General features: G+C 55.9%; 19 protein-coding genes and 1 tRNA gene. 7 read left to right on the forward strand and 13 right to left on the reverse strand.

Annotated features, from left to right (window positions below; translation table 11 throughout):
- Window positions 1-13 precede the first annotated feature (13 nt).
- Window positions 14-613, reverse strand: a complete 600-nt coding sequence (metW, locus tag AC0V61_RS04955; protein ID WP_486156161.1) for a methionine biosynthesis protein MetW — start codon at window positions 611-613, stop codon at window positions 14-16.
- Entirely contained in the window at window positions 610-1,707 is a 1,098-nt protein-coding gene (gene metX / locus AC0V61_RS04960; protein ID WP_486156162.1) for a homoserine O-acetyltransferase MetX, read from the reverse strand. The genes metW and metX overlap by 4 nt, the downstream gene beginning before the upstream one ends.
- 85 nt (window positions 1,708-1,792) lie before the next feature.
- On the opposite strand from metX, the gene hisC reads away from it, so the two are divergent.
- Together hisC and AC0V61_RS04970 are read left to right on the forward strand one after the other, a co-directional pair.
- Window positions 1,793-2,917 (forward strand): histidinol-phosphate transaminase, encoded by a 1,125-nt coding sequence (gene hisC, locus AC0V61_RS04965; RefSeq protein ID WP_486156163.1) that lies wholly within the window; start codon window positions 1,793-1,795, stop codon window positions 2,915-2,917.
- Window positions 2,914-3,822: a prephenate/arogenate dehydrogenase family protein gene (locus AC0V61_RS04970; RefSeq protein WP_486156164.1), complete on the forward strand. Its 909-nt coding sequence runs from the start codon at window positions 2,914-2,916 to the stop codon at window positions 3,820-3,822. The genes hisC and AC0V61_RS04970 overlap by 4 nt, the downstream gene beginning before the upstream one ends.
- Here AC0V61_RS04970 and AC0V61_RS04975 read toward each other — a convergent pair.
- The 4 genes from AC0V61_RS04975 to ftsE are packed head-to-tail and all read right to left on the reverse strand — an operon-like array spanning window position 3,819 to window position 6,792.
- Complete coding sequence (locus AC0V61_RS04975; RefSeq protein WP_486156165.1) at window positions 3,819-4,559, reverse strand: lysophospholipid acyltransferase family protein; 741 nt, start codon at window positions 4,557-4,559, stop codon at window positions 3,819-3,821. The two genes, AC0V61_RS04970 and AC0V61_RS04975, sit on opposite strands and share 4 nt — an antisense overlap.
- Window positions 4,549-5,085 carry a YdcF family protein gene (locus AC0V61_RS04980; protein WP_486156166.1) on the reverse strand — a complete coding sequence of 179 codons (537 nt, stop codon included), beginning with the start codon at window positions 5,083-5,085 and terminating at the stop codon, window positions 4,549-4,551. Before AC0V61_RS04980 ends, AC0V61_RS04975 begins: the two co-directional genes overlap by 11 nt.
- Window positions 5,086-5,092: 7 nt before the next feature.
- A complete protein-coding gene (locus tag AC0V61_RS04985) occupies window positions 5,093-6,043 on the reverse strand; it encodes a cell division protein FtsX (RefSeq protein WP_486156167.1) in 951 nt (316 codons plus the stop codon).
- On the reverse strand, window positions 6,040-6,792 hold the full coding sequence (ftsE, locus tag AC0V61_RS04990) for a cell division ATP-binding protein FtsE (protein ID WP_486156168.1): 753 nt from the start codon (window positions 6,790-6,792) through the stop codon (window positions 6,040-6,042). Before ftsE ends, AC0V61_RS04985 begins: the two co-directional genes overlap by 4 nt.
- Window positions 6,793-6,959: 167 nt before the next feature.
- Between ftsE and AC0V61_RS04995 the strand changes: the two genes are divergently transcribed.
- The gene (locus AC0V61_RS04995; RefSeq protein WP_486156169.1) at window positions 6,960-7,970 is read left to right on the forward strand and encodes a zinc-ribbon domain-containing protein; all 1,011 of its coding nucleotides are present in this window, start codon (window positions 6,960-6,962) and stop codon (window positions 7,968-7,970) included.
- Window positions 7,971-7,997: 27 nt separating this feature from the next.
- Here the strand turns inward: AC0V61_RS04995 and AC0V61_RS05000 are convergent, their stop codons facing one another.
- Window positions 7,998-8,255 carry a hypothetical protein gene (locus AC0V61_RS05000; RefSeq protein ID WP_486156170.1) on the reverse strand — a complete coding sequence of 86 codons (258 nt, stop codon included), beginning with the start codon at window positions 8,253-8,255 and terminating at the stop codon, window positions 7,998-8,000.
- Window positions 8,256-8,515: 260 nt separating this feature from the next.
- Here AC0V61_RS05000 and AC0V61_RS05005 point away from each other — a divergent pair.
- Window positions 8,516-8,602, forward strand: a tRNA-Leu gene (locus tag AC0V61_RS05005).
- A 118-nt stretch (window positions 8,603-8,720) separates the two neighbouring features.
- Here the strand turns inward: AC0V61_RS05005 and AC0V61_RS05010 are convergent.
- The 3 genes from AC0V61_RS05010 to AC0V61_RS05020 are packed head-to-tail and all read right to left on the reverse strand — an operon-like array spanning window position 8,721 to window position 11,568.
- Complete coding sequence (locus tag AC0V61_RS05010) at window positions 8,721-9,902, reverse strand: serine hydrolase domain-containing protein (protein ID WP_486156171.1); 1,182 nt, start codon at window positions 9,900-9,902, stop codon at window positions 8,721-8,723.
- Between the two features lie 52 nt (window positions 9,903-9,954).
- Window positions 9,955-11,097, reverse strand: coding sequence for a serine hydrolase domain-containing protein (locus AC0V61_RS05015; RefSeq protein WP_486156172.1), 1,143 nt, complete (start codon window positions 11,095-11,097; stop codon window positions 9,955-9,957).
- A gap of 21 nt (window positions 11,098-11,118) precedes the next feature.
- The gene (locus AC0V61_RS05020; RefSeq protein ID WP_486156173.1) at window positions 11,119-11,568 is read right to left on the reverse strand and encodes a GNAT family N-acetyltransferase; all 450 of its coding nucleotides are present in this window, start codon (window positions 11,566-11,568) and stop codon (window positions 11,119-11,121) included.
- A 151-nt stretch (window positions 11,569-11,719) separates the two neighbouring features.
- Here AC0V61_RS05020 and AC0V61_RS05025 point away from each other — a divergent pair, with 151 nt between their 5' ends.
- Together AC0V61_RS05025 and AC0V61_RS05030 are read left to right on the forward strand one after the other, a co-directional pair.
- Complete coding sequence (locus AC0V61_RS05025) at window positions 11,720-12,337, forward strand: TetR/AcrR family transcriptional regulator (protein ID WP_486156174.1); 618 nt, start codon at window positions 11,720-11,722, stop codon at window positions 12,335-12,337.
- Between the two features lie 9 nt (window positions 12,338-12,346).
- On the forward strand, window positions 12,347-12,838 hold the full coding sequence (locus AC0V61_RS05030) for a GNAT family N-acetyltransferase (protein ID WP_486156175.1): 492 nt from the start codon (window positions 12,347-12,349) through the stop codon (window positions 12,836-12,838).
- Window positions 12,839-13,012: 174 nt separating this feature from the next.
- Here the strand turns inward: AC0V61_RS05030 and AC0V61_RS05035 are convergent, their stop codons facing one another.
- From AC0V61_RS05035 to AC0V61_RS05045, 3 genes are read right to left on the reverse strand one after another with little or no spacing between them, the layout of a single operon-like run.
- Window positions 13,013-13,399: a sensor histidine kinase gene (locus tag AC0V61_RS05035; RefSeq protein WP_486156176.1), complete on the reverse strand. Its 387-nt coding sequence runs from the start codon at window positions 13,397-13,399 to the stop codon at window positions 13,013-13,015.
- A 40-nt stretch (window positions 13,400-13,439) separates the two neighbouring features.
- Window positions 13,440-14,912, reverse strand: coding sequence for a sensor histidine kinase (locus AC0V61_RS05040; protein WP_486156177.1), 1,473 nt, complete (start codon window positions 14,910-14,912; stop codon window positions 13,440-13,442).
- On the reverse strand, window positions 14,875-15,486 hold the full coding sequence (locus tag AC0V61_RS05045) for a LuxR C-terminal-related transcriptional regulator (RefSeq protein ID WP_486156178.1): 612 nt from the start codon (window positions 15,484-15,486) through the stop codon (window positions 14,875-14,877). Before AC0V61_RS05045 ends, AC0V61_RS05040 begins: the two co-directional genes overlap by 38 nt.
- A gap of 169 nt (window positions 15,487-15,655) precedes the next feature.
- Here AC0V61_RS05045 and AC0V61_RS05050 point away from each other — a divergent pair, with 169 nt between their 5' ends.
- Window positions 15,656-17,353, forward strand: coding sequence for an RICIN domain-containing protein (locus AC0V61_RS05050; protein WP_486156179.1), 1,698 nt, complete (start codon window positions 15,656-15,658; stop codon window positions 17,351-17,353).
- The last annotated feature ends 68 nt before the right edge of the window (window positions 17,354-17,421 follow it).

Genomic DNA, 17,421 nt, shown 5'->3' on the forward strand with positions numbered 1-17,421 from the left:
ACCCGGTGAGCGCTCAGCGCTTCAACTCAAACACAGCATATTCAGCGCGCCAATTGGCTCCCAAGGGGCCGATGGCGCGCTCATTTGCAAAGTTCCATTCTCGTGTGATTTTAGCGCCTTTTTCAGCGGCCAGCGCGCGGAAATCCTCCACCGTCACATGGTGGATATTCTCGGTCTCATACCAGCTCACCGGCAGAGCGTTGGTGACCGGCATACGCCCTCCAAACATTAGCGCAGCGCGCGTGCCCCAATGGGCAAAGTTTGGAAAGCTCACAAAAGCGACATCGGCAACGCGGAGCAATTCTGCGAGCACCTCGTCAGGGCGATTGGTGGTCTGAAGCGTGCGAGAGAGCACGGCAAAATCGAAAGCTTTGTCAGGATAGTTTGCAAGGTCCGTGTTGGCATCGCCTTGCACCACTGAAAGGCCCTTCGAGACGCACCGCTCCACCTTTACAGGGTCAAGCTCCACCCCGCGAACATCTGCTCCATGCTCAGCTTCGAGCGCGGCCATCAAGGCGCCATCGCCGCAGCCCACATCAAGGACGCGCGCACCGGGTTTCTCACGGCCAATCTGATCAGCGATGGCAGCAAGGTCAAAGCGCAATACAGTCATTCGATGAAACCTCTGACCACGCGGTCGAGTTGATCGTGAGGCAGAAGGAAGCTGTCGTGGCCAGCACTCGCGGATAGCTCCACAAAGCTCACCTTGGCAGATGTCGCGTTCAATGCGTGGACCACATGGCGGCTTTCGGCGGTGGGATAAAGCCAGTCGGTATCAAAGCTGACCAAGCAGAACCGCGCCGATGTGCCAGCAAAAGCATCAGCAAGCTTGCCTCCATGCTCTTCGGCAAGGTCGAAATAATCCATCGCCCGTGTGATGTAGAGATAAGAGTTTGCATCAAAGCGCTGCGTGAACCCGCTTCCTTGATAGCGCAGGTAGCTTTCCACCTGAAAATCGGCCTCAAACCCGAAGCTTTTGGCGTCCCTATCCTGCAAACGGCGACCGAATTTCTCGGTCAGCCCTTCTTCGGAAAGATAAGTGATATGCGCCGCCATCCGAGCCACGGCGAGCCCATTATCGGGCTTGGTATCCCCGTCATAATATGCCCCATCTGCCCAGTTGGGGTCGGCCATGATCGCTTGGCGGCCAAGCTCATGAAAGGCGATGTTTTGCGCGGAATGGCGAGCGGTGGAGGCAAGCACAAGCACGCGCTCAGCCCGGTCTGGCCAATTGGCGGCTAGGCTCAGCGTTTGCATGCCCCCCATCGAGCCACCGACCACCGCGTGGAGTTTATCGATCCCCAAGCCGTCAAGCAGCGCCACCAGCCCTCTCACCATATCGCGAATGGTGATGACCGGAAAACGCATCCCATAAGGCTTGCCATCAGGCGCCATCGAAGCGGGCCCGGTCGAGCCCATGCATGAGCCGATCACATTGGCGCAAATGACGTGGAAACGGTCTGTATCGATGGGCTTGCCCGGCCCCACCATGCGCTCCCACCAGCCCGGCTTGCCAGTGATCGGGTGATTGCTTGCTACATATTGGTCACCGGTCAGCGCGTGACACAAAAGAATAGCGTTCGATTTGTCCGGGTTAAGCTCGCCATACGTCTCATACGCGATTTCAGCACTATCCAGCACCTGCCCACTATCGAGCGGCAGCGCGTCAGGCAGGGCGTACAATTTAGAGGCGGATGAGGGGCTCATTACGGCCAAGCGACTTGGGGGAGAGGGTGGCCCATGTCAATTAGGCTGTTCTTGCGCGTAGTTAGAGGTTATCGGAGCCCACGCTATGGCAAACACCACTCAAGCGCGCCCCGAACCCAAGCCCTATATCCTTGGCATTCATGCCTATGTGCCCGGCAAATCGTCGGGCAGCGACGGTAAGCCATTGGTAAAGCTTTCTGCCAATGAGAACCCCTTGGGCTCTTCGATTGCCGCCTTGGAACAGCTTGAGCGCCCGCGCGGGTTTAACGCCGGCGCAGCGCCTTATCCTGATCCCGATTCCAAGGATTTGCGCACCGCTTTGGCTGAGCTTCACGGGCTTGATGCGGCAAGAATTGTATGCGGGACAGGTTCTGACGAGCTCCTCAATCTTGCGGTTCAGGCCTTTGCAGGTGCCGGTGATGAAGTCGTATTCTCGCGCCGGTCCTTTGCCGTTTATGACATCGCTGCGCGGCGCTGCGGAGCGACGCCGGTGGAGGTTGCCGACACGGACTTCACCGCCGATGTGGACGCGCTTTTGGCAGGCGTGACTGAGAAGACACGTGTAGTTTTCCTCGCCAATCCAAACAACCCCACCGGCACATGGCTGCCTCCCAGCGAAGTTGAGCGTCTGCATAAAGGTTTGCCGAAAGACGTGCTGTTTGTGCTTGATGAGGCATATGGCGAATATCTTGCGCCCGAACATCAAATTGTGGGCTTTGACCTGGCAGACGCGCATGAAAATGTGCTCGTCACGCGCACTTTTTCCAAAATCTATGGGCTTGCAGCCGAGCGCATTGGCTGGGCGACGGGCGCGCCCCATGTGATCGATGCGCTGAACCGTATTCGCGGGCCTTTCAATGTGACCACCAGCGGTCAGAATGCAGCGCTTGCGGCAGTGGGCGATCAGGACTTCGTGCGAACCAGCCGGGAGCACAATTCGATTGAGCGAGCCAAGTTCGTCGAAGCGATCACTGCGCTTGGCAACCACGGGCTTTCCTGCGTGCCGAGCGAGGCGAATTTTGTGCTGGTTCGCTTTGAGGGTGAGGTCACCGCTGAAAGCGCGCTCCATGCTCTGACTGAGGCAGGTTATGCGGTGCGGCATTTGCCCTCACAAGGGCTGCCCGATGCACTTCGCATTACGATAGGCCGGTCAGATGATATGGAAGCGGTAACAGCCTGCCTTCGCCAGCTTTGCGGAGAGGCCGCATGACCATTCAAAGCGTTGCTATTATCGGGCTGGGCCTGCTTGGCGGGTCAGTGGGCCTTGCAATCAAGGAACATGCGGGCAAGATCGCCACCAAGGGCTATGACCGCGATCCTGATGTTCGGAAACGCGCTTGGGAAAGAGGCCTCGTCACTACGGTTTGCGAAACGGCAGGTGAGGCGGTGCGCGATGCCGATCTGGTGGTGCTGTGCGTGCCCGTCGGCGCGATGGAAGCGGCTGCAACCGATTTAGCACCGCACCTTAAACCGGGCGCGATTATCTCGGATGTGGGTTCATCCAAGGAAAGCGTCGCCAAAGCCCTCGCCAAAACGCTTCCCGGCCATATTATCATCCCGGCCCACCCTGTGGCAGGCACAGAGCAGAGCGGGCCTGAGGCAGGCTTTTCCTCGCTCTTCACCAATCGCTGGTGCATCCTCACACCTCCTGAGGGCGCGGATGAGGGGGCTGTCACCGCGCTGTCGGACTTTTGGACCAAGCTTGGCGCGAAGGTTGAGTTGATGGATGCACAGCACCACGATCTGGTCCTTGCCGTCACCAGCCACATACCGCACCTTATCGCCTATACCATCGTTGGCACCGCAAGCGATTTGGAAGAGGTCACCCGCTCTGAGGTGATCAAATATTCTGCCGGGGGTTTTCGCGATTTCACCCGCATTGCCGCCTCTGATCCGGTGATGTGGCGCGATGTGTTTTTGAACAATAAAGGCGCAGTTCTCGAAGTGCTGGGACGGTTTAGCGAAGACCTTTCATCGCTTCAGCGTGCTATCCGATCAGGCGATGGTGATACCTTGCATGACTTGTTCACCCGCACCAGAACAATCAGGCGCGAGGTGATCGATCAGGGCCAAGATGACGAACGCCCGGATTTTGGGCGCAAGGATCACAGCTAAGCGCTAGCTGCCATCCCGTTTGTGGGCACGCTTTCCCCTGTGTTGAGCACATTGATAGCGCGGTGCACGCAGGCCTCCACCTCGGCGCGCGGCAGGCCTGCGGGGATTGTCTCACCCACCTTATAGGTGATCGTACCCGGCTGCTTGATGATGTGGTGATAAAACGGCCCGCTGTTCACCGCGACCGGCACCACCGGAAGCCCTAGAAGCTTGTAAATACCCGCAAAGCCCGATTGCAACGGGGGCTCTTTCCCATGAGGGACGCGGGTGCCCTCGGGGAAAATGACAAGCGGCCGTCCTTCGCCAACCCGCACTTTGGCCAAAGCGATCATCTCGCGAAGAGCACGCGCGCCTTTGTCGCGGGCGACGGGCACAAGGCCGTAAACCTTCGCTGAAAAACCCCAGCCCGGTATCCAAAACAACTCGCGCTTCGCAAACACCGTTGGAAAGCTGAACAGACGCGGCATATCGATCGCTTCAAAGAAGCTTTCGTGCTTGACCGCAATCAACACGGGCTCATCCGGGATTACGCCCTCTTGCACGATTTTGATGCCAAGAATGGTCTCAACACACCAAAAATGCCAAGCTCCCCAGCGCGCAACCACGCCTTTGAGCGCCACCTGCCCCATAGGCACAGCGAGCACCGATGCGACGACCAACAGCGCGCTAACCCCGTAAAAGAGCGGGTAAAACAGGAGATTGCGAAGTAAAGCCAAAAGAAGCGACTCAGTATCCAAAAAGGCCTGCAATATAGCTGGCAATAAGCTTGTGATATTCAAGAAAGAGGCTGGCAAGACTTGGAGCAGAAGGAACCGCATCGCGAACAAGTGTGACGCCTTTTGGCAACGTTCTTGAAACCTCGCTCGCGGCTCTTCGCATGTGCCAATCGGTGGTGACGAGGCGGATGGATTTGAGGTTCTGCTGCTTTACCCAAGCCGCCGTCTCGGTCGCATTGCCGCGCGTGTCCACCGCCATAAAACCGAGCGTCACACAGCAATCCATTTGCTCTTGAGAGACGTTGAACTGTGCTGCGAACTCGGCAGGTTTCACCTCCGGGTCAACGCCTGTGACAAGCATGCGCGGGGCATGCCCTTGGTCGAGCACCGCCAACCCTTGCGCGATGCGGCCCGCCCCTCCGGTCGCAACGATCACCGCATCGGTTCTCTCATCGCCCGCAGGTTGAGGCAGAGCAACGGTGAACCACAAAAAGCCCAGCGCCCACACCATCAGCATCGTGGCAGCAATATAGCGGAAGGTCTTCATTCGTCGCTTACAACATAGACCTTAGTGCATGGCCAATCGTTATTCGACCAGTGACCAACGCAAGCAGGACGCCTCCTACGGGAATAGTGGCGATGATCGCCCAATCGGTAAGGCCCAGGCCGCCGCCGCCCACCATGCCGCTATCAAGGCTCGCGAATTGCTGACCAAGAAGCCACACCGCTGCTATCCCGATAAGAAGGCCGATAACCGCGCCAAACGCCGCCTCGCGCAAAACGGAACGCTCAAACATCTGTGTGACCTGGCTGTCTGTGCCTCCCAGAAGGTGGACAATCTCCACGGTTTCGCGGTGATTGATAAACGCATTGCGCGAGGCAAGCCATACAGCGGCAGCCGTTGCAATCGAGACCAAAGCGATCAGGCCAAGCGCCAGATATTGCAGCGCTGATAAAGCATCGTAGACCGGCCTTAGCCACTGTGACTGCGCATCCACGCGGGCAGACCCTCCCAGGGGCTGTAACGCGCTATCAAGGGCGGATTGCAATTGTTCCAATTCATCAGCCGACGCCCTTTGCGACAGTTCAACATCAATAAGAGCCGGGATCGGCACACTGTCACTCGCCGCGCCAGAGCCAAGCCAAGGCTCAAGCAATTCTTGCAGTTCATCTTCTGGAACCACGCGCACCGATGTGACGATCGGATTGCCTCCCAATGCGTCTGCTGCGGCCTGTGCCTGGATGCTGCGCGCTTCACCATCGGCCTCGATAATCTGAACCGTCACCGCATCGGCAAGATCAGCGCGCGCATTGTCGGCAAGATTGCGCAGGGAAAGCCCGCCTGCTGCGGCGATCACCACCAAAGCGATCAGAATGGCAATCACCCAAGGGATCGGTCCACTCAGGCGTGCAGGAGGAGACAGGTTGGCGGACAAATCACCTGTGACGCGCAAATCATCATCTGGCAAAGCCAAGGACCCATCAGGCACCGGAGGCGTGTTCATTTGCCCGCCCCCGGACCATCGTTCGCACGCCTCGTCTTTGGCGCAGGCGGATAACGCAAGGCTCCTGTGGGATCAGACAAGCGCCCCTTATTGAGGCGCATAATGAGCGATTCGGGCACCTTTTTAAGAAGGTGCACATCGTGAGTGGCAACGATCACGGTCGTCCCCACACGGTGATTGAGCGCTTCAAACAATCGTAACAGCTTAAGCGCCATTTCCGGGTCAACATTGCCCGTTGGCTCATCCGCGATCAGGATTTGCGGGCGAGCAATAACAGCGCGTGCAATCGCGACCCGCTGCTGCTCACCGCCAGACATCGTCTCTGGAATGGCGTGCATCCGGTGCTCAAGCCCCACCCATTCGAGCATATCAGTGACCGAACGCATCACCTTGCCCTCGTCAGTTCCTGCAAGGCGCAAAGGCAGCGCAACATTATCAAACGCCGACAGATGCTGCACCAGTCGGAAGTTCTGGAACACAACGCCCAGCCGCCTTCGAAAATCGGGCAATTTGTCACGCGGGCTGGTGATCAGGTCCTTGCCGAACATGCGAATAGAGCCGCGCGAAGGGCGCTGTGACAGGTAAAGCAGCTTCAGCAGGCTGGTCTTACCCGCCCCGCTTGCACCGGTAAGGAAATAAAAGCTGCCCGGAAACAAGGTGAAAGACACATCGGACAACACTTCGGGATCGGTCCCATAGCGAAGGCCGACATTGTCGAACTTGACGATTTCTGACGGCCTGTCGTTCATGAGGAGTGGATTTATCAGCGCACGGTGGCTTGGGGAAGCCCATTGGCACGGCCTTATCCCGGCATTTCGGGCAGGCTGCGTCCTCAAATAGCGCTTCTATGTGGAAAAAGAGCATGTTTTGCCGCGTGCACTGCGCAAAGCCCTTGTGCCTTAGCGATGGCTGATTCATGCAATTGCTCACCATGATCATCTCCTGCCCTGCTTGCGGAACACGCTATGCCGTACCCGAAACAGCTATCGGGCCGGAAGGACGCACTGTGCGCTGCGCCAAATGCAAGCACAGCTGGTTTCAAGATCCCCAATCGGTTGAATTGCCTCTTGAGAAAGAGGCTGAGTTGGACGCGAAGCCTGCGGCACCGACCAAGACGCCCGCAGCAGCTGCAAGCCCAGCGCAAGCGCCAACCGCGCCATCACGCGACACTGCTCGGGCAAAGGGGGCTGATGCGCCTGCGCCATCGGTCGATCATTGGCGCAGCGAAGATCATGCAAAGGCTCCTCCGGTAGAGCCACCTTCGCAACCCACGAGCCCAAGCATACCGGTGGCAGATGATGACGCCCCCAAAGAGGCAACCAGCGATCCTCTCGCGGGCGAAGGCGATGATCCGTATTTTGATGAGGCCAGCGATGAGGCCGGCGATCGGGCCAGCGATCAGGTAGGCGATATGGACGCCGCCTTCGATGATGACGGCTATGATGCCGACTTTTCAGAAGACGATTCCAGTTTTGATTATCGCCCGCCCTTCACCCGCAAACGCAACAGTCTCAAAATGTGGACCATTGCCGCTGGTGTGTTCGCGGTTTTAGCGACGGGCACAGTGGTTGCCGCCAATTTCTATGGCCTGCCTGATTGGGTGCCAATTCAACGGCCCGAGTTTGGGATCGGCCAAACTGACCTTGAACTCGATTTTCCCGCCGGCGATCAGCGCAAAGAGGTGTTGGAGAGCGGGGAAGAGATTTTCCAGGTGCGCGGCTCGATCAATAATGTGGGTGAACAAGGCGTGTCCGTGCCAAGCCTTCTTGTCGTGTTCCGCGATGCGCGTGAGAAGAATGTTTATTCGGTCGAAGTGGTCCCTGCAAAACGAGAGCTCGCCCCTGGCGAAAGCTTGAATGTGACCGAGGCTATCACAGATATTCCGCCATCGGCTCAAGCTGCAGAAATCGGTTGGTCGCCAAGCTGATCTGGCTCAACTCTACTTGAAAGTGTCTTAGCTGAATTCCACCCAAGGTGTGCCATTGGCATCGCGGCTGCGCTGTGTTTCGCGCGCTGATGCGTCCGGGACTTGGTTTGCGATTTTGTCGAAGTTTGCAAAATCGATGCTAGCTGAGCGAACAATGCGGGCGCTCGCACGGGCCTGAACAGCGACCGGCTTTACAGCGGCTGGCTGGCTTCTGATTTGAGGCGCTTGACCGACTTGCGGAGCAGCGCTGTGTGCAAAAATCAAAAGGGCAGCGGTGAGGCTCATGCAATAAGGTTACTGAGCCATTCACCATTCTCGCAAGTCCGTTAGAAACCTGATCCCAATCCGGGACACGGGCCCTTGAAACGTTAATCATCCACCTCGCAGCGGCCTCTTAGCGGCCTCGCAGCGGGCTCTTAGCTGCCCGGCAGCTCCCTTGATGCCGCGAAAGCCATCAAAGGCCTTGCGCGAGGCCGTACCCCTTGCTAGTGGCCCGCTCCTACCAGGGGCAGCGAGCCGGTCTTGCAGCCCTACCTACAAAGAGTGCGGTCGTGGCGGAACTGGTAGACGCGCAACGTTGAGGTCGTTGTGGGCTAACGCCCGTGGAAGTTCGAGTCTTCTCGACCGCACCATTTCTTTCCTGACATAGCTGAACACAGCGCCGCCTTTGCGGCAGGAAATTCAATGCGCTCACACAAATGCAGGCCAAGATCGCTCAATCCAAAACAGATTGGGACGATCCAATAGCAGTTACCGATCTAAGAGCGCTGGTCCGATCACCCGGTTCAGCCGTGCGGCGCTCGCGGTGTTCCCCAGAACGACTACGACGTGCTGCGGGCTTTTGGACGTTTCAGGCCGAGCGATGAAGTACGCCCGATACCCAAGATTTGCACCACCATGCGACACAGAGTGCAGCGTCCCGTCAGCATTGAGGTTGAGCATCGTCCCCAATCCATAATGGGTCCCTCGATCATACCCCGTTTCCACAAACGGATCGATCATCGCAGCAGCTATGGCCCCGGAAATGATGCCGCCATCGCCTGCCGCGCTGTCCATCAGTGCGGCAACAAAACGGGCATAGTCTGATGATGTCGACCACAACCCGGCGGCTGCTTGTTCAGGATAACGGTTCCAACCATCTTTAACAGAGCGGAACACCCCTTCTGTAGGGTCAAAACCCGCATCAGCGCCTATTAGATTCAAAGCAGGGTAATCGGATCGTGATGCTGGCTGTTCAAAAGTGCTGTTGCTCATACCGAGCGGATCAAGAATGCGTTCTTTGGCCGCCATTGCGAAGGGTTGGTCTAAGACATCCTCCACCCACAATTGCGCAATCATAAAACCGCCTCCTGAATAACGATATTCACCCGGTATCCCATCAAATTCCAATTGGGATTCATAGAAACGCGTTGGGCTGTTTATCACCTCCACGGTTGAAGGCAGCGCGCCGCTGTCTGGCGCAAAGCCAAGGTAAAATGACTGCGAGGCGCCTGAAGTGTGAGACAGCAATTGGCGCAAAGTGACAGGCCTTGTACCACCTTGCAGTGCAGCGATATCGAGCGATGTTATCTGCGCGCGAATATCATCATCAAGGCCAACGCCGCGCTCTTCGGCAACATTTAGCACCACCGCAGCTGCGACCGCTTTGGAAAGGCTGGCGACTTGCATCAACCCGTCTTCTTCCGCGCGTCCAAAATGAAGCGATTTCGGTTCTCCATCGGCTACGATTTCGGTCACGCTCAAGGCGGTTATCCCGAGCTTTTGCCTCTCGCTGTCAATGATCTGCTCTGCGTCTTCGGCTAAAGCAAGCACGAGCTTGTCATGCAGTTCAGGATCGACAGACGGTTTCAGGTAATCAAGAACTAAAGCCAGTATGAACAACAAGAACACAGAGACGAGAACTCTCAGTGACCAAACTTTCCATTTCGACATAAGCAATCCCGTTCAATCGCAACCTTAATGCTCTCACTGGCACGCAAAGCGGCTAGCTTTGAAACTCCCGCAACCCGATTTGTGTGGCTGGATCCCTTACCCCATCAAATCGTCTGCCAAAGTCCTCAAGATCGCCCCCATCGGAGTTTAACAAGGTAGCGACCGTCACACCCTTTTCCGGAAAGCTCCACAAGTCAGTGGCAAAACCGAAGATGCGTCCTCCATGCGAGACGACATTGCGCCCCTCGAACGGGGTTCGTGAAAACCGGGAACGCACCCCCATACCGTAATGAGAGACAGCGCTTGGCAGTTGGACGGGCGCGGTCATCATGTCCCGGCTTTCAGGCCTGAGAAGCCCGCCGAACACAAGCCCGCGATGCCAGTTGCACAAATCCTCTGTCGTGGAAACGACTCCTCCTGAAGGCCCCGGGTAACTGGGCGAGGTGTACCTTGCACGCTCAAAGCCGCTGGGCTGCGAAGCATTGGGTGTGTATCCTGAAACACGCCCCGGTATGACTTCATACGCGTTGTCAAATCGGGTCTTGCTGAGGCCAAGCCTGTCAAACAGATGCCGTTGGAAAAACTCGGAGTAATGCATTCCCGACACGCGGCCGATAATGATCCCCAAGAGCCCGTAATCGGTGTTGCTGTACCGCTCAGCATTTCCCGGTTCATCGACAAACAGGGGATCGGTGCGCTTCATCAGATCAAGATAATTCGCATCGTCATAATCGCGCCTCCGATCTTCGCTTCGGGTCGGCAACCGGTTGAAGCTTCCAAGGCCAGCGGTGTGAGTGGCGAGCTGATAGAGCGTGATTTCACTAGCTCTAGGAAAGTCGGGTATGTACTGCGACAACCGATCTTCCACGTGCAACTTATTGTCTTCCTGAAGCAGCAGAATAGAGGCGGCCGTCATCTGCTTTGTGATCGAAGCGATTTTGAAGACAGAGCTTCCGCTGATCGGTGTTTCTGTCTCCAGATTGGCTGAGCCGAAACTGCCTGAATACTCCAGATCCCCCTCGCGCATCACGGCGATTGCAAGGCCGGGTGTGTATTTTTGGGCGACCATCTCGTGTGCAGCATCAGCGACCACAGCGTATTCGGCCCGTGCCACGCTTGCGGACAGCTGGGTCGAGATTGGCAGCGTTGCAAGAGCCGCTGACCCGCCCAAGAAATTTCGTCGATCAAGTTGCATCAATCGCGGTCCTTCACGTTCTTAAAGCCGACCTTCAAACCGGCGGTAGAGGATCGATTTTGTAAGAAAGCCTGCTCGGTCATAGAGCTTGCGGGCAGAGGCATTGTCGTGATCGGTTGCCCAATACACATAAGGTGCACCTAGTGCGTCAGCGCGCTCGTAAACGGACTCAATCAGCCTTTCGCCCAAGCGCCCTCCGCGCACGCATGGATCAACGAAGATATCCGAGATGTAGGTCACACATTCTTTGCGCCAAACATGCCGCTGCACCACAAAATGGGTAAGGCCGACAAGCTGACCTCCATTATCGGCAACCAAACCCTGCGGCTCGTAGCGGTCAGCGAGATGAAGGCGCTGCCAAAGCGTGTCGTAGACGTCATCATCAAGCTCGACTTGGTAAAACTCTAAGTATGAGGCCCAGAGAGAACGCCATTCATCGTGGTCGGCTTGCCTTAGCTGACGAACGATCATCACGCTCCCTTCCCTACGCCCGAAATTGCGGTGGGCCTTCGCGCTATTGAATTGCTTGCAAACTTCATATGAGAATAATATGAGTAATTGCTCATATGTCTATTCGCATTTCAGCGGACCGAGCTCACTTAGGAAGGAATGGGTCAGCGCGATGCTAAAAAAGCCCCGCCAGGAACGCTCCCGCGCGACAGTTGAGACCATCCTGACCGCAACTGCTCACATTTTGAGCGAACGGCACTTTTCGAGTTTTACGACAAATGATGTTGCACAGCGCGCCGGAGTGAGCATCGGATCGCTATACCAATATTTTGAGAACAAGGAGGCGCTGCTAAGCGAGATCAGCCGCCGCTACGAGGAGCGTTTGATAGAGACCGTGCGCGAAACGGGGGTTCTAACAAGAGGAAGCACCATCCGCGAAACGGTCAGCATGTTCGTGCAGGCTCATATCAATGCCCGCATGGTTGATCCCAAACTCTACACAGCCTTAGTCGCCTTTAACGCCAATCAAAAAGGCAGTTCCTGGCTTGCAAACTATCGCTCGGTCGTCATCGGCACGATCGCTGAACATTTGGCGACCCGCCCTCGGACAGCGGATATACCCAATTTCGATGAGATAGCCTTTGTCTTGTTCGGCGCGATTGATGGGACGCTCTCAACAGCACTCGAGGCGCAGCGAAATTTGGTGACCCAAGGGTCAATCGAACGACAGCTAACCTCAATGATCACCAGCTATTTGGTTGAGCTGACAGGCCATCCAGCTGATGCATAGGAGGCCTGAGTGATCATTCGAGAGTTTACCGCAGCTGACACCGAAACGGTCAACGCGCTCGCTGTGCGATCATGGTCACAGTACCAACATCACTATCCTGATTGGCCGAAAACCCGGGTCTCCATCGGCAATATGGCAGCCCTTGCGCGAACAGGGACCATCTTTGTGTTGCAGACACAGGCGTCGATCGCTGGTGCTGTTGGATACATGCCTCCGGGCAGTCCGCGCGCAGAGTATTTTCAGGAAGACTGGGCTCTTATCAGAATGCTAGTGGTTGATCCGGCATTTAGAGGAAATGGATATGGTCGATTGCTGACCGCAAAGTGTATCTCAATCGCCAAGGAAAGCGGGGTTTCAACGATCGCTTTGCACACAAATGAAATGATGGAGGCAGCGCTTTCGCTCTATGAGCGCATAGGGTTTACCAGGGTCGCGACAGCCCAATCACAAACGGCCATTCCCTTTGGGATCTATCGCATGGGCCTTCGCGATGCGCTCTGATTTTCAGGCGAGAATTGCAGTCCCTTCGGACACCTCCCAGCTCGAAATTTGGCCCTGCGTTATACGCTGAAACCTAGGGTCACCTGCGCAACGACGATGCGATGTATGCTCAGTTTCCCGAGCGTTTTGGACCTTTGACCATGTCTGACTCTTTAAAAAGGGTCGACACCGCGCTCAGGGTTGCTGCCCACGAGAATAGGGCAGCCATAGCGATATGGTCGTTGCGCCCTTCTTGTTCGTTTTGATTTTGAGTTCGCCTTGCAGTGATCGGGCTCTGGATTTCATATTTTCAAGGCCTTTGCCCGCTGACCTGGCCATTACATCAAATCCAACACCATTGTCTGCTACATAGGCCTCTATGCCGAGCTGTCCGCCACGCTCTTTCTCGACACATCCAATTTGCATTTTATCCGCGCCGGAATGCGTCAGGACATTGCCAATGGCTTCCTGAAAGATGCGAAGGACATGCAAAGCATTGGTGGCATCCAGCCATGGTAAGGGCTGGCAGGCTTGCGCATCCCATTTGCAGTCTATCCCAGCATGCTTCAAATCTGCTGCCATTCGGTGACGCAGATTTCCGATAAGGGCCAGAATATCTCCTTCAACAGGTTCCAGCAGAATCCACCGTAATTTTAAGATCGTTCAAGGCCTTCGAAAGGGTTCGGATTATGCTCTGCGGCATCGCCTGTTCGCGCGCGACAGCCAACGCGGTGATAAGGCTAGAACCGATGCCGTCATGCATCTCCTGCATTAAGCGACCATGCTCATTGGCGATTGCTGTCTCGACCACCAATTGCTGCCTGCTGGCTTCACTTTGTGCAAGATCAGTGCGCATATCCGCCACGACCTTTTCCAAAAGGGCGTTTGTCTTTTCCGATGTGTAGAATGCCCCGATTGCTCGGCTACCCAAGGAAAGGATGAACGCCACTGCGTATATCAGGCCGGTAAAGACCGACAGGTAAATCGCATTGCCATCCCCGCCATAACGATAGGCGAGATAGCCATCCGTCAAACCGAACGTCGTAGCCAGCAACATGGCCAATGCCAGAGCACCGTTTTCGAGGTCAGGATAGCGCAGCAGATTGATAAGAGCTGTCACGAACAGCCCAATCGTGATGATGAAGGTTGGCAGGTAGAAGAGATAGAAATTGGTGGCGCTGAAGTAATACACTGTCGTTAAAGCGAGACCGAAACACAACAAGCCTGCGGTGATCTCGCGGCGGTATCGAAACTTCAGGAAATGAAGGTAGAACGCGGCGGTGAAAGTGCTCCCATAGTAATTGGCATTTTCGCTCAAACTGGAAAAGAGAGCAGGGTCGAAGGGAACCCGATCTGCGAAGTAATGGTAATAGCGAACAAACCACACCAGAGCGGCGAGCGATAGGAACAACAGCTCGGTTTCGTGCCTCCTGCGCAGCCAATATAGAAAGACCAGAACTCCGATCAGCAGCATAGAAAAATTGGCGATTTCCGGAGCGGTGATGCGCCAGAAAAACTGCGATGCGTAAAAGCTTTGCACGGTGTCAGCCGGGCCGATGATGACGCGCCCGATGCCGATTGCCTCTTGTGAGACGGTTTCAATTCGCAGCTCGTTTGTGCCAGGTTTAATAGCATCAGAGCCGAGGCGGATGATATAGGGCCTATTCCACGAGAGTTTCTGATCATCCAACGCTGCGTAATTGCGAAAGACCTCCTGTCCGTTCAGGTGCACTTTAAATTGATTGCGGGTGCCAATCAGGTAAAGCGCGACCGGTCCATCGGGTATAGTGCTTCCCTCAAATGCGAAGCGTCCGACCATCGCGTTGTAATCGCCAAACGTCCAATCGGCTCCCAATAGTTGATAGATTTGAGGGTTCTCGCCCTGCTCCCAACCATCCAAGGGCGCCGCGGTGCCAGAAGTGATGGCATATTCACCTTGGGTGAATTCAATCATTCCCGAGGCATCTTGATCCGGCTTAGCCAAGGCGGTGGTTGGCCATGTAAAAATCAGAAAGAGCAGCAGGAAATAGCGCATTGAGGTCATACCAAGCAGCAAGTCACTGCCTGTGCAGCAATCCTTTGGATGAAGCTTCATAGAGCGCTTCTGCTCGGCTGTGCACCTGAAGTTTGCGGTAGATTTTCTTGATATGTGTTCCGACGGTGTTCCCGCTGATCGCAAGCAATTCCCCGCATTCGGCGTTGGAAAACCCGCGTGAGATCAGGTTCAGCACTTCAAGCTCGCGATCCGAAAGCTGGGCGTTGTCTCCCTGCGCTCCGGGGGATGGCTTGCGCTGAATTTGTCCTAGCAATTGGCGGGCAATGATCGGGCTGATTGGCGACCCGCCTTCTTGAACGTTGCGGATCGCCTCAATGCAGTCTTCAACCCGCTCATCCTTTAACAAGTAGCCGCGCGCACCAGCCTCAATCGCTTCGATGACTTTGTTTTGATTGGCAAAGACGGTTACAACCAGAATGTCCGTATCGCGCCCGGTGTCGAATTCCTGCTGTATCAAATCGGTGCCATTACCGTCGGGCAGGCCAAGATCACACAGCAACACGTCATAGCCGCCGCCCTTCACAAGCGCAGCGCCATCGGCAAAATTGGCCGCTTGGGCAGTGATCGACATGCCGTGTGCGCCATCGACTGCTCCCACAAGCAAGCGTCGCATAATGGGGTCGTCTTCTATGATCGCGACACGAATCAAGCGGTGCTCCAATCTGACGGTTTCCCAGAACTCTAAGCCAGTAGGCCCAGCTTCGCCATCACCTGATCAGGTGATGGCGTGGTTCGTCGGCTTCCGCTAGCCAATGAGCAACATACACCAACAGGAACCCTTCATGAGCACCATGAACAACGCAAATCCACCGCGTTCAATCGCCCATCTTGTCAGCGTTGTGATCGGTTGCGCACTGTTGCTCACACTTGCGCTGCCAGCCGCTGCGCAAAGGGGGGACGATGCGCAGCGCGATATTGCGAGAATGAATGAGTTGGCGCGGCCCCATGGCGCTCCGGGTGGCACATACACTGTTATTACGGTCCCGCCTGGTGCTGATATTATTGGGGTGCGGATCTATGCGGATGAAAATTCGCGCGACCGGCAGATTTATGGCATCAAATTGCGCTATCAGGAGCCCTTCACCGGTGAGGCCACCTGGACCGCTACGATGGGGTCAGCGGCTGGTAAGACTTTTGAATTTACGCCGCGCGCGGGCGAACGGGTCAACCGGATTAACCTTTGGACTCGCCGCAATGGCGCGCTTGGCGGCGTGCAAGTCAGCACCAACGTACAAGGCTATGGCGTGTTCTCTCGTAACTTCGATGGACGCCGCACTATTGATATTGGCCGCAACCGTGAGTTTGGCGGTCTAACGGCGCGCACCGATGGCCGCGTTTTGTTGGCGCTCGGGATCATCGGGTTTGATCCCAACAATCCATCGGCAAACACGGCGTGGGCGAGCAACCCGCCGCGCAACAATTCGCAAGGTGGCCAGCAAGGTGAGCCGCGCGCGCCATGGGAAACCAAGACTGCGCCAAGGGTTGCGGCAGAAGAACGTGATCCAAGGCCGAGCACTCCAACAAACACGGGTGGCAATACGGGTCGAACACCCCTGCCGCGCGTGCCCACGGCTCAGCCGCCAAGCTCGCGGCCACCAATAGTCGCCAGCGCTCCACCGAAAAGCTCCCCGCCGGCAACCAAACCGGCGGATTGGAAACCGGATTTTGATGAGTCGGTCGCAGCATTCGGCTTGCATCGGTTCGAAAACCGCTGGAAACCCGATCAAAGAATAGACACAGCCGATCGCATCACGGCGATTACCCGCGCTGCCCCCGATGGATATTGGGGCGCGCAATGGGTTCTTGAACCAGTTGGATTGTGTTGCTTCCGAATTCGCAATCGCTGGAACGAGACCTATCTGGTCAACTCAAATGGCAGTGGCCCGGTTCGATTATCAACCGATATCGAGGAAAATGATCAGCGTGCGATGTGGGCAGTCGAGGCGGTGGAGAACGAACCGTTCGTCCGAATTAGAAATCTCTACAATGATGCGTCCCTCCACATCCAAAACGGCGAATTGGTGGCAGAAGGTGTTAGTCAAACCTGGTGGTCTGCACAGTGGAGCGTCAAAAAGCTTGATGGCACCGACATTCTAGATGTTGCATCTCAGTCTCCCCAAACAACCGCGCCTGTTCCAAAAACAACCACGCCGCCCGTTCCCGCGATTAAGCCACCTGTAGTTCTTACACTTTTTCAAAACAGCGTGCTTTCGGTTCATTACAAAGTATATTTTCAGGAGCCGGGCAAGCTCTGGGCGCGCGCCGCTGAAGAGAGTTTGGTTCTTTTAGGTCAGAAACGGCAGGTGGTGATACCCCATGCTGCGCGTAACAGCGTTCGTGTGGTTGTTTATGTTGAGAGCCTTCCCAAGGGGTCCGTGGTCTTTGACAAGGTGATTTCGCTTGATGACGGAAGGTGTGTCTTGACGACAGGAACAACCTTTTCAAACGAAACCCGGCAGACAAATCTTGGCCGGTGTTGAGCGCTTTCGACGGCAATTGGCGCTAATCTACCTTGGAGCAGTCACAATGAGCTGTATTGAAAACCGTA

The organism is Erythrobacter sp. JB1-4, assembly GCF_057365025.1.

Bases quoted from the DNA above. Each gene is read 5' to 3' on its own strand.
- metW (WP_486156161.1), bottom strand. From the start codon at position 613: ATGACTGTATTGCGCTTTGACCTTGCTGCCATCGCTGATCAGATTGGC.
- metX (WP_486156162.1), bottom strand. From the start codon at position 1,707: ATGAGCCCCTCATCCGCCTCTAAATTGTACGCCCTGCCTGACGCGCTG.
- hisC (WP_486156163.1), top strand. From the start codon at position 1,793: ATGGCAAACACCACTCAAGCGCGCCCCGAACCCAAGCCCTATATCCTT.
- AC0V61_RS04970 (WP_486156164.1), top strand. From the start codon at position 2,914: ATGACCATTCAAAGCGTTGCTATTATCGGGCTGGGCCTGCTTGGCGGG.
- AC0V61_RS04980 (WP_486156166.1), bottom strand. From the start codon at position 5,085: ATGAAGACCTTCCGCTATATTGCTGCCACGATGCTGATGGTGTGGGCG.
- AC0V61_RS04985 (WP_486156167.1), bottom strand. From the start codon at position 6,043: ATGAACACGCCTCCGGTGCCTGATGGGTCCTTGGCTTTGCCAGATGAT.
- ftsE (WP_486156168.1), bottom strand. From the start codon at position 6,792: ATGAACGACAGGCCGTCAGAAATCGTCAAGTTCGACAATGTCGGCCTT.
- AC0V61_RS04995 (WP_486156169.1), top strand. From the start codon at position 6,960: ATGCAATTGCTCACCATGATCATCTCCTGCCCTGCTTGCGGAACACGC.
- AC0V61_RS05000 (WP_486156170.1), bottom strand. From the start codon at position 8,255: ATGAGCCTCACCGCTGCCCTTTTGATTTTTGCACACAGCGCTGCTCCG.
- AC0V61_RS05010 (WP_486156171.1), bottom strand. From the start codon at position 9,902: ATGTCGAAATGGAAAGTTTGGTCACTGAGAGTTCTCGTCTCTGTGTTC.
- AC0V61_RS05015 (WP_486156172.1), bottom strand. From the start codon at position 11,097: ATGCAACTTGATCGACGAAATTTCTTGGGCGGGTCAGCGGCTCTTGCA.
- AC0V61_RS05020 (WP_486156173.1), bottom strand. From the start codon at position 11,568: ATGATCGTTCGTCAGCTAAGGCAAGCCGACCACGATGAATGGCGTTCT.
- AC0V61_RS05025 (WP_486156174.1), top strand. From the start codon at position 11,720: ATGCTAAAAAAGCCCCGCCAGGAACGCTCCCGCGCGACAGTTGAGACC.
- AC0V61_RS05035 (WP_486156176.1), bottom strand. From the start codon at position 13,399: ATGGCAGCAGATTTGAAGCATGCTGGGATAGACTGCAAATGGGATGCG.
- AC0V61_RS05040 (WP_486156177.1), bottom strand. From the start codon at position 14,912: ATGAAGCTTCATCCAAAGGATTGCTGCACAGGCAGTGACTTGCTGCTT.
- AC0V61_RS05045 (WP_486156178.1), bottom strand. From the start codon at position 15,486: ATGCGACGCTTGCTTGTGGGAGCAGTCGATGGCGCACACGGCATGTCG.
- AC0V61_RS05050 (WP_486156179.1), top strand. From the start codon at position 15,656: ATGAGCACCATGAACAACGCAAATCCACCGCGTTCAATCGCCCATCTT.